Below are 14858 nucleotides of genomic sequence, written 5' to 3' on the forward strand. Positions count from 1 at the left end.
CAATGCTCGGCCCCTGTGCGGGCGGGGGCGCGGGGGATCGAAAGACGCAGATGGCCGGGGGAGGGACCGTCTTTCCGAACGGCAACCGCGCGCTCAGCCGACAGCTACGCCGAACCACTTGGGCAGCTGACTGAGCAGATCCTGCTGGTCGTTCCCGACCCACGCCACGTGCCCATCCGGTCGCAGCAGCATCGCGGGCTCCTCCAGTTCCTCACTGACGTTGACAATGCGGTTGACTCGATCTTCCCAACCCGCCACCGAAAGCCGACCGGTCTGGTCGAGCAGCAGCCCGCGGCCGCCGTGCATCAGCTCGTAGAGGCGCCGCTGTTTCAGCTTCACGTCCCGCATTCGTCGGCCGAGCAGTTCGTGGCCCTCCCCGAAGTCGTAGCGGACTTCGACCGCGGTGATCATCCCGGTCACGTACCGGTTCACCTCATCGAAGTCCATCAGTTTCGAGAACAGTTCCCTCAGTGCGACCGCCCCCGGATCGGTTCCCAACAACGTGATCTGCGCACGGGTGTTGTCCAAAACGCGGGCGCCCACCGGGTGCCGTTCGGTGTGGTAACTGTCCAGCAGTCCCTCCGGTGCCCAGCCGTTGACCTCTGCGGCCAGTTTCCAGCCGAGGTTGAACGCGTCCTGCACGCCGAGGTTGAGCCCTTGACCGCCGGTCGGCGGGTGGATGTGCGCCGCGTCGCCGGCCAACAGCACCCGACCGACCCGGTAGCGCTCGGCCTGTCGGGTGGCGTCGCCGAACCGGGACAGCCAGCGTGGCGAGTGCACGCCGAAGTCGGTGCCCGCGAAAGCAAGCAGTTGCTGCTTGAACTCTTCAAGGGTCGGCGCGACCGTACGATCCTCGGCGACCTTTTCGGCGGGCACGACGATGCGGTACACCCCCTCGTTTCCGTCACCGGCGGGGGCGACGCCGAACCGTAGTTGGGTCTTGCGGACCTCCGTGACGATGGCGGCGATCGTCGCCGGTTCCTCGGTCACCTCCATGTCCCCCAGCAGCGTCTCGACCGTGGCGGGTTCCCCAGGGAAACCGACGCCGATCCGCTTGCGCACCGTGCTGCGGGCACCGTCGCACCCGACGAGGTAACGCGAGCGCAGCCGTGCGCCGTCCGCCAACTCGACGGTCACCCCGTCCTCGTCCTGGGCCAACCCGACCATTTCGCAACCGCGCCGGATCTCGACACCGAGTTCGAGGGCACGCTCGTTGAGCAGTCGTTCGGTGGCCGGCTGCGGGGTGGCGAGGCCGTACGGATGGGCCGTGTCCAACCGGTCCGGCCACGGTTTGATGATCCCCCCGAAGAGACCTCCGACCTGGAATTTCTCACTGATCGCGAGGAAGCGGTCCAACAGGCCGCGCTGGTCCATCACCTCGACGCTGCGCGCATGCAGGCCGCGCCCGCGGGACTGCTCGGTCGGCCTGGGCAACTTCTCCAGTACGAGGGTGTGCACGCCGTGCAGCCGCAATTCGCCGGCCACCATCAAACCGGTCGGTCCGCCGCCGACCACGATCACGTCAATCATCGAACACCCATTCACCGAGATCGGATTTCGGCCAGTTGCTTCGCAGCGGCACGGCGGCACGTACACCCCTGCACCGTGCCGAGCCCCCGCAATCGCAACGCGCGTCCCACGGCGTTTCGACTCCCGCGCAACCCGTACGTTCACGACAACGAACGCAGTCCGTTCGTCCGTCGTTTCCGCAGTTTCTGGCCTCGGCCGACCATTCTGCGGCACGCCCCGGGTCTTGCCGCAAGGCCCCCGGTGCGCTATAAGTTGAGAGTGGAAAGGGGAATCTTTCCACTCTCCGTCCGCTGTTGACGGACGACCTCCTTCGTGATCAGCGACATCCCCGAAGCGGAGTCGAGGTGCCTCTTCTCCCAGCTCATGGGTTTCGCGCGTCGTATCCGCAGGTGTCCTTCCCAGCGGTCGTCAAAGAATTGTGAGACCGCGAGCGGTGTCGGCCGCGATGACGCCGAACGGTCCGTGCTCTCCCCGTGCAGGGCCTTCCCCTTTCCAGCTGCGATGATGGTGGTTTCGTGCCTGCAGACCACGTCGAAACGACATCGCCATGACTCCTGTCCCCGCTGACCCGACAGTGCTGCACCCGATGCCCGGACAGCCGCGCGTGGTCCTGTTGAAGCCCCTGGTCGAGTCGCCGCTGATCGAGGTGGGGGAGTATTCCTACTACGACGACCCCGATGACCCGACCGCGTTCGAGACGCGCAACGTGCTCTATCACTACGGGCCGGAGAAGCTGGTCATCGGGAAGTTCTGCGCGCTGGGCACGGGCGTGCGGTTCATCATGAACGGTGCGAACCACCGTATGGACGGTCCGTCCACTTTTCCGTTCCCCACGATGGGCGGTTCCTGGGCAGAGCACTTTGACCTGATCACCGATCTGCCCGGTCGGGGCGACACCGTGGTCGGCAACGACGTCTGGCTGGGGTACGGCTCCACGGTGATGCCCGGGGTGCGCATCGGGAGCGGGGCGATCATCGGCGCCGGGTCGGTTGTCGTCGGTGACGTTCCCGACTACGGCGTCGTGGGCGGCAACCCGGCCCGGCTCATCCGTACCCGCTACGCCGCCGAGGACGTCGCCCGCCTCATGGATCTGGCCTGGTGGGACTGGCCTGCCCAGCACATCACCGAGCATGTGCGCACGATCATGTCCGGGACGATCGACGACCTGGCGGCGGCTGCCCCACCGCATCGGTGAACCAGGCACGCCAAGAGCGACGGGCAGTTGTTTTCCGGTGCATGGCCGGCAGCACAACAGTCGTTCATGCTCAGGTCGCCCGTCCCTCAACGAACAGTGAGATCCTCGCGGTCGTCAAAAGGCAGTGTTCTTCGGTGCCCTTCTCGGGAGAACCTGGTCGGCTTTTCGCAACCGGGCCCCGTTGCCGACGTCGCGCCGTCGTCGAGGAGTGAGTGATGAGCACGTCGGCAACGTCCGCGGGCGGGAACGGGTTGCAGCGTTGACTCGGTCTGTCCGACGCGGTGATGATCGGTCTCGGATCGATGATCGGCGCCGGGATCTTTGCCGCGCTTGCGCCAGCCGCCGGGGCCGCGGGCTCCGGTCTGCTTCTCGGTTTGGCCGTGGCCGCAGTGGTGGCCTACTGCAATGCGACATCCTCGGCCCGCCTGGCCGCACGCTATCCGGCCTCCGGAGGTACCTACGTCTACGGCCGTGAACGGCTCGGCGACTTCTGGGGCTACCTTGCGGGCTGGGGGTTCGTGGTCGGCAAGACCGCCTCGTGCGCGGCCATGGCGCTGACCGTTGGTGTCTATGCGTGGCCCGAGCAGGCGCACACGGTTGCGGTCACGTCCGTGGTGGCGTTGACGGCGCTCAACTACACGGGTGTGCAGAAGGCGGCCTGGCTGACACGGGTGATCGTCGGCGTTGTCCTGGCAGTACTCGCTGCGGTGGCCGTCGTCTGTCTCACCGGCCCTGCGGTCGGGGCAGCCCACCTGGACATCGGCTCGGACGCAACGGTATCTGGAGTGCTCCAGGCGGCCGGCCTGCTGTTCTTCGCCTTCGCGGGGTACGCGCGCATCGCCACTCTCGGCGAGGAGGTCCGAGATCCCGCGCGGACCATCGTCCGCGCGGTTCTGCTGGCGCTGGGGATCACCCTCGTGGTCTACGCCGTCGTCGCCGTGGCGGTTCTGGGCGTTCTCGGCCCCGACCGGCTCGCCCAGGCCGCAGCTCCTCTGGACGAGGCGGTGCGTGCGGCCGGGGCACCGGAGCTGGTGCCGGTCGTACGGGTGGGTGCGGCCGTGGCGGCGCTGGGTTCTTTGCTCGCCCTCATCCTCGGTGTCTCGCGCACCACGCTGGCGATGGCCCGCGACGGCCACCTTCCCCGTGCCCTGGCTGCCGTCCATCCGCGGTTCGGGGTCCCGCACCGCGCGGAGTTGACGGTCGGCGCCGTGGTGGTGGTGCTCGTCGCAACGGTGGACGTGCGGGAGGTGATCGGGTTTTCTTCCTTCGGGGTGCTTGTCTACTACGCGGTGGCCAACGCGGCGGCCCTCACCCTCAGTGCAGCCGAGCGACGGCCACCCCGTCCCGTGGCGTGGCTGGGGGTGGCCGGCTGTGGGGTCCTGGCTTTCGCCTTGCCGCTGAGCTCGATCCTCTCGGGGGCGGCGGTGCTGGCTGCCGGGGCCGCCGTCTACGGCCTGCGCAGGATGGCGAAACGATCGTGAGTTGTCCTCACTGCGCGGGTTTGGTGGCCTTGCCGTCGAGCCAGAGCGTGTCGGAAGCGTCGCGGTGTGCGCCCGTGGTGCCCACATGTTTGCTGCTGATCTGCGGTCCCTTCTTGATCACGTGGACGAGTGCCTGGGCATGGCCTCGGCCCAGACCGTAGTCGTCGGCGAGCCACTGCACGATGACCCCGGCCTTGACGGCAGGGTCGTCGAATCCTTTCTCCTTGGCGCGATCGACGAGCGTACGCGGGGTGAGGCCGGTCTTGTCCTCGATCGCGTCGAGATACGCCTGGAACGACACGGGTTCTCCTTGTTTGGCCCGCTGGACGGATCTCCCGATCATCGCACGGGCCGGTGACATTTCCGGCGAACGTCGCCACCGCCGCAGTAGGGATCCCGTGCCCTCTACCCCCTCGGGAACAGCAATGTCCACAACCGAACCCGCAGCCCCGTCCACCCTCGCCGGGGCGACCGATCACCGCGTGCACCTGTCCGAACCGGCCGCCGGCGCAACGCACCCTACGAGAGAAAACTTGACAAATCCCTTTGCCGTAGCAGCAAATAGGGATATGGCAGACGATGAAATTCCCGGGGTGTTGACTGCCGTCGGCCCACGGTTGCGGGCACTGCGTCAGGCACGCGGCATCACTCTGGCGGAGCTGAGCGAGACGACGGACATCTCCCTGAGCACCCTTTCCCGGCTGGAGTCGGGCAAGCGCAAACCGACCCTGGAGCTCCTGCTCCCGCTGGCCAAGGCGTACAACGTGCAACTGGACGAACTGGTCGGCGCACCGGAGACCGGCGACCCCCGGATTCACGCGCGCCCCTTCACCAGGCACGGCCAGATCTTCGTCCCACTGACCCGCTACCTGGGGGGCCTGCACGCCTACAAGCAGATCCTTCCTCCCGGCACGATCACGGACGCGCGCCCCGAACAGGGGACTCACGAGGGCTACGAATGGCTCTACGTGCTGTCCGGCCGCCTGCGCCTGGCCCTGGGCGACAACGATCTGGTCCTCACCGCGGGCGAGGCCGCCGAATTCGACACCCGCATCCCGCACGGGTTCGCCAACGCCGGCAAGCAACCCGTGGAGTTCCTCAGCCTGTTCGGAGCGCAGGGCGAACGGATGCACGTCCGTGCCCGCCCCGCCGCCGGTCGGTCCGCGCACCGGGCCGGTGACAGCGACGTGCGCCCTGGGCCGGATGCCCCTGATCACCAGTAGCGGAGGGCCCGAAACCCCCCGAACCCATCGGGAGCAAAGCCCCAGGAAAGGACGAGGTCAGGAGCCTGCGGTTCGATTTTTCATCGCCGTGATCCCTGTCCGGGGGGCCGGGTAATCACGACTGCATGACCACGACAGAGAACGAACAGGACACGGACACCGTCACAACGCGGATCGTCAACCATTTCGACAGTCGCAAACGAGGGTGGGTCAAAGAGGCGATCCGCGTGCTGAACGCCGATGCCACTCGCTCGGCGGACACCCATGTCTTCCAGTTCCCGCTTCCCGCGCAATGGGGTATCGACCTCTACATCAAGGACGAGTCCATCCACCCGTCGGGGAGCCTGAAGCACCGGATGGCGCGTGCGCTGTTCCTGCACGCGCTGTGCACCGGATGGATCGACTCCACCACCCACGTGTTCGAGGCGTCCAGTGGTTCGACAGCGGTCTCCGAGGCGTACTTCGCCCGACTCCTGGGCCTGCCTTTCACCGCGGTCGTCCCCACGAGCACCAGTCAGGAGAAGGTGGACCTGATCAAGTCCTACGGGGGCGAGGTGAGAAACCCGGGCCCCGACGGCGACATCGAGAAGGAGGCCGCCCGCCTCGCCAAGGAGTCCGCCAATGGCCATTTCATAGACCAGTTCACCTACGCCGAGCGCGCCTACGACTATCGCGACGACCACAACGTAGCGGCAACGATCTTCCGGCAGATCTCCGAGGAGCGCCATCCCGACCCCAAGTGGATCGTTGCGGGAGCCGGCACCGGGGGGACCGGGACGACCATCGGACGGCACATCCGATTCAGTCGGCGGGACACCCGGGTCTGCATCGTGGACCCGCAGAACTCGGCGTTCTTCCCCAACTGGGTGGCCAATGAGGGCCGTCCGAAGAGCCAGTGGCCGCCGGACCCCTCGACCTGGATCAAGGGGAGCCCCTCCCACATCGAGGGAATCGGGCGTCCAACCGTCGAACCGTCGTTTCTGCCCGCTGTCGTCAACCGGATGATCTCGGTGCCCGACGCCGCCTCCATCGCAGCCATGCGCCTGCTGCTGGACCGGTTGCGACACCGGGCCGGTCCCTCCACCGGCACCAACCTGTGGGGAGCGCTGCGGATCGTCGCCGAGATGCTGTCCGACGGCGAACAGGGGAGTGTCGTGATGCTCATGTGCGACCAGGGTGAGCGCTACATGCACAACTACTACGACGACACCTGGGTGCAACAGACGCTCGAACTCGACCTGACCCCGTACACCAAGACGTTGGAGGACTTCCTGGCGACCGGCCGTTGGAACGAACCTCCGGCCACCGCGGTCCCCAGGGCCCGGGAAGCCTGACCGCAGCCCGGGGAGACGGGCACCACAGTCCGCCACCGTGGACCCCCGGTTCTCCGCCACCCCCGCCGAGGGCGAATCGTGCGTGGTTCCACCGGGAACCGCAAGCGCCAAGCGGTCCTTCCCCACCCGGGGATGGCCGGCTTGGCGCCGGGTGGGACGGCGGTGGCCAGACCCCGGGGCTTCCCTGTGGACCGGGCGAAGGACATGGTTCCGCGCTCCGGCACAGCGCCGGACCGGCTCGTGCCCACCCCGCGCGACGGTACCGACCGGTCTGTTCGGGCGGCCGGCCCCCTCTTCGCGTCGGCGCGTGGCAGAACAGCGGAGAACTCGCCGCGAGACGGTTCCGGCGGTCCGTACCGGACATGGGGTCGTCGTCCCGGTCCGGACACCAGCCGACAAACGACCAGCGATGGAGAGAATCCATGACCACCGCCCCTCTCAAACGGGACAGCCGGAACCTGCGCCAGGCCCTGATGGACGCCGCCTCGGTGATGCTGTTGGAAGCCAGCCCGGCTCCTGCTCCTTCACTGCGTGCGGTCGCCCGCGCCTGCAACGTCTCGGCGACCGCCGTCTACCTGCACTTCGATTCGTGGGCCGCCCTCATCGACGCGGTGCTCGACCAGCACTTCACCGATGTCCGCACCCGGATCGACTCTGCGGGGCGCACATCCGCACATCCGCGTGAACGACTCGACGCGACCGCCCTGGCCTACGTGCTGTGGGGCCTTGAGTACCCGGGCCCCTACCAACTGCTCTTCGAGAGCACCGAGCGCCTCAAGGATCCAGGCGTCGTTGACTCCTGGTCGAAGGAGCTGATCGGGTCGATGGCCCGGGACCTGCTGGCCACCGGTTTCGTCGGCGACATGGCCAAGGCCGTCGAGGCGGTCAACCGGCTTTCGATCGCCCTGCACGGCATCATCTCGATCCGCCGGCACAAGCCCGGTCGTGCGTGGTCCCGAAACGTCCCGGAAGAGGTCGTCGGCATGGTCGAGGTTTTCGCGGGGCCGCCTCGCGGCCTGGCCGGGGCGCGCTGACGGTGGCCGTGGAGCGGCAACCGCGCGTTCCGGCCCGGTGCGTACGCCGCGCTGGAGCGGGGAATCGTCAGGCGCGGCGCCAGGTGTGCGCCTCCCGTCCGGCGCCGGAACGTCCGCGCCGAGCGGTAGAGGGGGCGACGGCGTCTTCCGTTCGTGGTCCGGGCGACTGCGGGTATTCGTGTGTTCGCATCGGCCGAGCATGTCCGTCTCGGCCCGGTCGGGGCGCAGTCATGTGCACACCCGTGTTGCCCGTGGTCGGGATGTGTGGTCGGACATCCCGTGTTGCAATGGTGCGGTAGCGCCCGCACTCCGAGGAGACCCTGCCATGGCCCAGCAGCACCCGCCGATCGAGCCCTACGACTACGGGATGCTCGACACCGGTGACGGCAACCTCGTCTACTGGGAGGTCTGTGGCAACCCGGAGGGCAAACCCGCGCTCGTGGTCCACGGAGGCCCCGGGTCGGGGTGCTCGGCAGGCAGCCGTCGGACGTTCGATCCCGAACGCTACCGGATCGTCCTGTTCGACCAGCGTGGCTGCGGACGCAGCACCCCGCACGCGAGCGAGCCCGCCACGGACATGAGCCGCAACACCACCTGGCACCTGATCGAGGACATGGAACGCCTCCGCGAGCACCTGGGCATCGACAGCTGGCTGCTCTTCGGCGGATCCTGGGGATCGACGCTGTCCCTGGCCTACGCCCAGCAGCACCCGGACCGCGTCTCCGAGATCGTCCTCATCGCCGTCACCACCACCCGGCGGTCGGAGATCGACTGGCTCTACCGGGGAGCCGGACTGCTCTTCCCCGAGGAGTGGGAGCGGTTTCGGGCCGGGCTGCCCGAGCAGGACCGTGGCGGCAACCTCGTGGCGGCCTACGCACGCCTCATGGAACACCCCGACGCCGCAGTCCGGGCCAAGGCGGCCGACGACTGGTGCGCGTGGGAGGACGCGGTGGTCTCGATGGAGCCCAACGGCCGCCCGGCGCCTTATGGCAACCGGCCCGCCAGGGATCGGCTGGCACTGGTCAGGATCGTCACGCACTACTTCGCCAACGGCGCCTGGCTGGAAGAGGGCGCCCTGCTCCGCGACGCAGGACGCCTGTCCGGGATCCCGGGGGTCCTGATCCACGGCCGGCTGGACCTCAGCTGTCCGCTGGACACCGCCTGGCAGCTCGCCCGGGCCTGGCCCGACGCCCGGCTGCTCGTCATCGACGACTCCGGGCACCGGGGGAGCGACACCATGCGTGACCGGCTTCTCGACGCCGTGGACGGTTTCGCCGACCGGTCGGCCGCACGCTGAACAAAATCCCACCGACGCCGGTGGGACGACACCCGGTGCGGGGATACGAAGAGCCGGTCTTCTCCCTGTTCGACGCCTGCCTGTCACCGGGGTTTCTCGCGGGGGAGGCGAAACGGTCAGCGGGCGCGTAGCCCGTTGAGAGCGGTCTCGATCACGGTGTCGGCGAACTGTGTGGTGAGCGGGCCCTCGTTGTGCAGCCAGCGATTGCGCAGTGGCCCCCAGAGCAGTTCGATGGCCACGTCGAGGTCTACATCGGCGGCGAGTTGTCCGGCCTCCTGTGCGCTGCGCAGCCGCCGGCGTTTGAGCTCTTTGATCGGGTTTTCGAGGCGTTCGGTGTAGTCGGCGGCCAGGGCCGGGTCGAGGAGGATCTCCACGGTCAGGGCGCGCATCGGCTCGCTGAGACGGGGGTCGTTGAACTCCTCGACGGTGGCATGCAGCACCGTCGTGAGGTCGGCTTCGAGGTTGCCGGTGTCGGGGAGTTCGCTGGGCCGGTCTCCCTGCCCTTCGCCGAGCATCAGCAGGGCGTCGAACAGTACCGCGCCCTTGGAAGGCCACCATCGGTAGATCGTCTGCTTGCCCGCCCCGGCCCTGGCTGCGATTCCCTCAACGCTCAAGCGCGCGTATCCGACCTCTGCCACGAGATCGAGCGCGGCGGTGAGGATGGCGCGGCGAGTGCTCTGGTTGCGCCTGGCCACGTTGGGCGCGTTGCGCTGCGAGGTCATGCGGGGGAGCATACCGGAACAATGAGACGAGACGCACCGTCTTGCTTTTGTGGAACAGGGGCGTACAGTGTGCATTGACAAGCCGAGACGGTTCGTCTCGGAATTGATGCAAAGGAGCCCCGTCCATGACCTCTACCGATTCGTCAACCGACGCGAGCGCCGATCGCGTCTGGTTCATCACCGGTGCGAGCCGAGGCTTGGGCCGGGCCTTCACCGAAGCCGCTCTGCAAGCGGGCGACCGTGCGGTCGCCGTGGCCCGCACCACCGAGGACCTGGCACCGCTGTCCGCCGAGTACGGTGCCCGCCTTCTCGTCCTCGGAACGGACGTCACCGACCGGGCCGCGGTCCGCCAGACCGTCAACACCGCGGCGCGTCACTTCGGCCGCCTCGACATCGTCGTGAACAATGCCGGCTTCCTGGCGATGGGGATGCTGGAGGAGTTCGGCGAGGAACAGGCCCGCGCCCAGATGGAGACCAACTTCTTCGGTGCCCTGTGGGTCAGCCAGGCGGTTCTGCCCTGGTTGCGCGCCCAGGGGTCGGGGCACATCGTGCAGGTCTCCAGTATCGCCGCGCTGGGCGGCTTCGCGTTGACCGGAATGTACAGCGCCAGCAAGTTCGCGCTGGAGGGGATGAGCGAGGCTCTGGCCGCTGAGGCCGCACCGTTCGGCGTCAAGGTCACCATTGTCCAACCGGGCGGATACTGGACCGGCCTCTACACCGCCGGGCTGACCGCGACCGAACCACTGGACGCCTATGCGCCGCTGCGCGCCGAGTTGGAGAAGCGGTTCGCCGAGGAGTCGGTGGACAGCATGCCGGCTCTGGCCGCCGAAGCTCTCATGAAGCTCGTGGACAGCGACGATCCACCGCTGCGATTGCTCCTGGGCAGCAGGGTCTACGACCTGGCCTTCGACGTCTCGCGCGAACGCATGACGACCTGGGCGGCATGGGAGGAGACCAGCCGGGCCGCCGAGCAGGCCGTTCCCGCTCCGGAAGGCCACGGTCTCTGAGTCCGACGCCGTTCTTCACAGCGGTGGGCTCGAAGGACATCGCGGAAGAAACGGTTCCGCGACAACGGGCACAATGAGGCCATGTTGGGAACCTCCGCGCGGCTGTTGCGTCTTTTGTCCCTGCTCCAGACGTCCCGGGACTGGTCCGGTCCGCAGTTGGCCGAACGGCTCGGGGTGTCCACCAGGACCATCCGGCACGACGTCGGAAAACTCCGTGAACTGGGTTACCCGGTGGACGCCACTCCCGGCGCGGCCGGGGGATACCGGCTCGGAGCAGGTGCGCAGATGCCCCCGCTGCTGCTCGACGACGAGGAGGCGGTGGCGGTCGCGGTGGGACTGCGTACCGCCGCGGGCGGGACGGTGGTTGGTATCGAGGAGACATCACTGCGGGCGCTGGCAAAACTGGAGCAGGTGCTGCCCGCCCGGTTGCGCAGCCGGGTCAACGCCCTGCACTCCGCCACGGTGGCGGTGGCCGCCGAGACCCCGGCCGTGTCCGCCGACGTCCTCGGCACGGTTGCCGCAGCCTGCCGCGACAACGAACGTCTGCGGTTCGACTATCTCGATCACGACGGTGCTGCCAGCACCCGCGAAGTGGAACCCCATCGGCTGGTCCACACCCATCGCCGCTGGTACCTCGCCGCCTGGGACACCGCGCGGCAGGACTGGCGGTCCTTCCGGGTGGACCGGATGCTGCTGCGCAGACCCAACGGGGCCCGGTTCGTCCCGCGTGAGGCACCAGGCGGCGATGTCTCCACCTATGTGGTCGCCGGCGTGGTCGGCGCGGCGATCCGCTACCGGGCCGTCGTACGGCTGCACGCGTCGGCGGAATCGCTGACCGGGTGGGACCCCGATTGGGGAACCCTGGAAGCAGTTGACGAGCACTGCTGCCTGCTGCACACGGGCAACGACTCTCCGGAGAGACTGGCCCTCTACCTGGGGATGATCGGGGTCAACTTCGACATCGTTGACGCTCCGGGCCTCGCCGACCACCTGCGCGAACTCGGAGCCCGCTATACCCGCGCCGCCGGCTAGTACTGCGAAGGGTCGTGCTCGTCGCCCACCACCAGGAGCAGCCATCACGTGGGGCCGTCCGCCCTGACGGGAAAGCACGGCGGGAACGCTTGTCGGGGAACACGGGGCGGACACGACGCCGCTCCCGGGGACACTCCTATGGAGGTCAGTCGTTCTGCCCGTCCGAGGTTTTCCCGACAGGAGGACGGCTCCCCGCAACCCAGGGTTGCGGGGAGCCGTCGCGATCTCGGCCCTCAGTCGCCGGACTGCGATCCTGGGCCCCGGTTCCCCAACGGCACCTGCGCGCCGCAACGTTGCCGGGGCCCCAAGCGCGGGCTACTTCCCGACCGTGTCGGCGGCCCAGTCGCCGTACTTGGCCGCTTCGGTGAAGACCCACGGGCCCACGCAGGCCACGTTCTCGTCGTAGTCGCCGTCACGGCTGGTCAAGCCGACCAGCTCCCAGTCGCCCTCGCTGCCGCGGATCATGGGGCTGCCCGAGTCGGTCGAGCAGACCTGCGCCTCATCGGTGGGGTGTTCGGAGCACAGCTCGCCGTCGAGCTCGGCGCATCGGTCGTCGGGCACGATCTCGGTGTCGAGCTGCTGCAGGATCTCGGGCTTGGGCTCCCAGCCCAGCTCATCGACCACGCCCCAGCCCAGGGCGCGTACTTCCGTACCCGGTTGCGGCCGGTCCTCGGCGATACGGATGGGGGTCTGCTCGACCGGGGAGTCCAGCTTCAGCAGTGAGATGTCCTTGCGCACCAGGATGTTGGAGTTGGGGTAGTCGGGATCGTCGCTGACGTTCTCCATCTCGTAGTCCGGGTGCTGGACGACCTCGGCGACCGTGCGTTCGCTGCCGCCCTCCCCCAGGTCGTTGCTGCCCACCCGCACGGAGATGCTCTCCGTGTTGAGCAGGTCGAAGTCGGAGCAGTGGGCGGCGGTGAGCACCCACTGCTCATCGATCAACGAACCTCCGCAGTAGTGCAGGCCCTGGTCGTCGAACAGGGCGGTCACGAACGGGTACTCCTCGGTGGCGTTGACCCCGCCGATGACGGCTGAGGCGGGCGCGGCCAGCACCATCGTGCCGAGCAGTGAGGTGACTCCCACCGCCCCTGCGACCGCTACCGTTCGGCCTCGCCCGTTCCGGTTCCCGTGGATGCCGACCATGTCCGTCTCAATCCCTTCGATTGTGCGTGTGACCGCATCGTTGCTTGCCGTCACATACGACCCTAGGGAGCCGGCACCGTGGGGACATCGTCCGCGAGAGCCAATCCACCCCCTACAAAAGTCGGCCCCGCCGGGGTTCCCGAGTTCCCAAGGTCGGTACCGGTGGGTCCGGGCGTCCGGGTGCCACGGTGTCGTGGTGTCAGCGCCCCACAACGGCCGGCGGAGGTCCCTGGCCACGGTGGCCACCTCACCAGGTGCGGGAGCAAAAGACGGCAGCGAAACGGCGACGAGGGGGCCGGTTCCAGCACCGGCCGGTCCTCGACGACGGCGACCGTCAGGACTCCCGTCTCCGACCGAAGCGGTACGTGCGGTCAGAGACACCGGTGCATGATGTGCAACCCCACGTATCCGTGGACAGGATGGTCGAAGCCTTCGGGCAGCGTGCCCAGCACTTCGAAGCCCAGCGAACGCCACAGGTGAACGGCCCGGGTGTTGGTCGCCACCACAGCGTTGAACTGCATCGCCCGATAACCCTCGATGCGGGCCTGTTCCAGGACGTACTCGCCCAGGGCCCTCCCCACACCGTTCCCTGCATGCGCGGGATCGACCATGAAACTCGCGTTGGCGATGTGGGCGGCCGGCCCCATGTGATTGGGGTTCGTCTTGGCGCTCCCGGCGATCGCGCCGTCGTCCGTCACCGCCACGATCGTCCGTGCGGGCGGCTGCTGGAACCACATCTCCCGGGCCCGCTCCTCACTGGTGTCACGATCCCAGGTGAAGGTCTCGCCAGCGGCCACGATGGCGCGCAGGAAGGGCCAGATCGAATCCCAGTCGGCAGCGGTCGCCTCTCTGATCAGCATGGTGTCCAGCCTGGCGCACCGGAACGGCTCGGGGCGAGCGGTTTTCCCGCTCTCCTCGGCGTGGCAGAAAACAGGGTGGCGAGAATTCGGGGTTATTTGGCGTTCTGGCCACTGCCCATGATCATCGGGTGTGACTAGCGTCGGATCGCCGGCTACACGGCCTGTACTCGCTGCGCCGGGCTGCCCGGACCGCAGCCGTCCACCCAGCCGGATGGGCGCATACGCCGCATCCGGACACCGCGAAAGACCCGAACCGTGACAAAATTCCTGCTCAGTGTGCATGTTCTAGCGGCGATCATCGCCATCGGCCCGGTATCCGTGGCCGCCAGCATGTTTCCCCGTTACGTCCGCCTGGCGTACGCCTCTCCCGAAAACCATGCCCGGCCGGTCGTCGTCGCACTGCACCGCGTCTGTCGGGTCTATGCGGTCCTGGGGGTCGTCGTTCCCATCTTCGGACTGGCCACGGCCATCAGCCTGGATGTGCTCGGCGACGCATGGCTGATCACCTCCATCGTCCTCACCGCAGCTGCGGCAGCGATCCTGATCACCGTGGTGCTACCCGGCCAGCAGCGCGCGGTCGAGGGACTGGGCGTCCCCGCCGATGCCACCCCCTCGCGGCTCGCCGCCCGGTTGGGCATGTCCACGGGGATCTTCAACCTCCTCTGGGCGATCGTGGTCGTGCTGATGATCGTGCGCCCCGGCTCCACGACGGGGGCCTGACATGGGTGAGGCCCCCGCCCTGTTGCGCGCCGCGTCCGCGGTCGAGGCACTGTCGCTGGCCGCTCTGCTGGTGAATCTGTGGACGGTGCACTGGGCGGTCGTGACCTCGGCGACCGGCCCGCTCCACGGTTGCGCCTATCTGATGGTGATCGCCGCGACCTGGACGGTGCGCGACGCGCCCCTGTCGGCCCGGCTCTGCTCGCTGCTCCCCGGAGCCGGCGGCATCCTTGCCATCTGGGCACTCGAACACGGCGGGAAGGCGGCGGCACCGCGCTGACCT

Annotated in this window: 15 protein-coding genes; 10 read left to right on the top strand and 5 right to left on the bottom strand. The window is 68.1% G+C overall.

Annotation, left to right across the window (positions count from 1 at the left end; genetic code table 11):
- Positions 1-93: 93 nt before the first annotated feature.
- Entirely contained in the window at positions 94-1530 is a 1437-nt protein-coding gene (rox, locus tag AC0VYP_RS12180) for a rifampin monooxygenase (protein WP_475474123.1), read from the bottom strand.
- A 547-nt stretch (positions 1531-2077) separates the two neighbouring features.
- On the opposite strand from rox, the gene AC0VYP_RS12185 reads away from it, so the two are divergent.
- On the top strand, positions 2078-2725 hold the full coding sequence (locus tag AC0VYP_RS12185; protein WP_475469703.1) for a CatB-related O-acetyltransferase: 648 nt from the start codon (positions 2078-2080) through the stop codon (positions 2723-2725).
- A gap of 269 nt (positions 2726-2994) precedes the next feature.
- On the top strand, positions 2995-4206 hold the full coding sequence (locus AC0VYP_RS12190; protein ID WP_475474236.1) for an APC family permease: 1212 nt from the start codon (positions 2995-2997) through the stop codon (positions 4204-4206).
- A gap of 7 nt (positions 4207-4213) precedes the next feature.
- On the opposite strand, the gene AC0VYP_RS12195 is transcribed toward AC0VYP_RS12190, so the two are convergent.
- Positions 4214-4507: a DUF4287 domain-containing protein gene (locus AC0VYP_RS12195; RefSeq protein ID WP_285759803.1), complete on the bottom strand. Its 294-nt coding sequence runs from the start codon at positions 4505-4507 to the stop codon at positions 4214-4216.
- 268 nt (positions 4508-4775) lie between these two features.
- Here AC0VYP_RS12195 and AC0VYP_RS12200 point away from each other — a divergent pair, with 268 nt between their 5' ends.
- The 4 genes from AC0VYP_RS12200 to pip all read left to right on the top strand — a co-directional run bounded on the left by AC0VYP_RS12200 (position 4776) and on the right by pip (position 9094).
- Positions 4776-5429 (top strand): helix-turn-helix domain-containing protein, encoded by a 654-nt coding sequence (locus AC0VYP_RS12200; RefSeq protein WP_475469705.1) that lies wholly within the window; start codon positions 4776-4778, stop codon positions 5427-5429.
- Between the two features lie 125 nt (positions 5430-5554).
- Positions 5555-6763: a PLP-dependent cysteine synthase family protein gene (locus tag AC0VYP_RS12205; protein WP_475469707.1), complete on the top strand. Its 1209-nt coding sequence runs from the start codon at positions 5555-5557 to the stop codon at positions 6761-6763.
- Between the two features lie 422 nt (positions 6764-7185).
- Positions 7186-7797 carry a TetR/AcrR family transcriptional regulator gene (locus AC0VYP_RS12210; RefSeq protein WP_475469709.1) on the top strand — a complete coding sequence of 204 codons (612 nt, stop codon included), beginning with the start codon at positions 7186-7188 and terminating at the stop codon, positions 7795-7797.
- Positions 7798-8122: 325 nt separating this feature from the next.
- Positions 8123-9094 (top strand): prolyl aminopeptidase, encoded by a 972-nt coding sequence (pip, locus tag AC0VYP_RS12215; RefSeq protein WP_475469711.1) that lies wholly within the window; start codon positions 8123-8125, stop codon positions 9092-9094.
- A 116-nt stretch (positions 9095-9210) separates the two neighbouring features.
- Here the strand turns inward: pip and AC0VYP_RS12220 are convergent, their stop codons facing one another.
- On the bottom strand, positions 9211-9816 hold the full coding sequence (locus AC0VYP_RS12220) for a TetR/AcrR family transcriptional regulator (protein ID WP_285759808.1): 606 nt from the start codon (positions 9814-9816) through the stop codon (positions 9211-9213).
- 125 nt (positions 9817-9941) lie between these two features.
- On the opposite strand from AC0VYP_RS12220, the gene AC0VYP_RS12225 reads away from it, so the two are divergent.
- Together AC0VYP_RS12225 and AC0VYP_RS12230 are read left to right on the top strand one after the other, a co-directional pair.
- Positions 9942-10823: an SDR family NAD(P)-dependent oxidoreductase gene (locus AC0VYP_RS12225; RefSeq protein ID WP_475469712.1), complete on the top strand. Its 882-nt coding sequence runs from the start codon at positions 9942-9944 to the stop codon at positions 10821-10823.
- Between the two features lie 81 nt (positions 10824-10904).
- Complete coding sequence (locus AC0VYP_RS12230; RefSeq protein ID WP_475469713.1) at positions 10905-11855, top strand: helix-turn-helix transcriptional regulator; 951 nt, start codon at positions 10905-10907, stop codon at positions 11853-11855.
- A 315-nt stretch (positions 11856-12170) separates the two neighbouring features.
- Here the strand turns inward: AC0VYP_RS12230 and AC0VYP_RS12235 are convergent, their stop codons facing one another.
- Complete coding sequence (locus AC0VYP_RS12235; protein WP_475469715.1) at positions 12171-12998, bottom strand: S1 family peptidase; 828 nt, start codon at positions 12996-12998, stop codon at positions 12171-12173.
- A 371-nt stretch (positions 12999-13369) separates the two neighbouring features.
- The gene (locus AC0VYP_RS12240; protein WP_285759812.1) at positions 13370-13858 is read right to left on the bottom strand and encodes a GNAT family N-acetyltransferase; all 489 of its coding nucleotides are present in this window, start codon (positions 13856-13858) and stop codon (positions 13370-13372) included.
- 255 nt (positions 13859-14113) lie between these two features.
- Here AC0VYP_RS12240 and AC0VYP_RS12245 point away from each other — a divergent pair, with 255 nt between their 5' ends.
- Positions 14114-14578, top strand: a complete 465-nt coding sequence (locus tag AC0VYP_RS12245; protein ID WP_475469717.1) for a hypothetical protein — start codon at positions 14114-14116, stop codon at positions 14576-14578.
- A 1-nt stretch (position 14579) separates the two neighbouring features.
- A complete protein-coding gene (locus AC0VYP_RS12250) occupies positions 14580-14855 on the top strand; it encodes a hypothetical protein (protein WP_475469719.1) in 276 nt (91 codons plus the stop codon).
- The last annotated feature ends 3 nt before the right edge of the window (positions 14856-14858 follow it).

The organism is Nocardiopsis sp. iso_186, assembly GCF_056173365.1.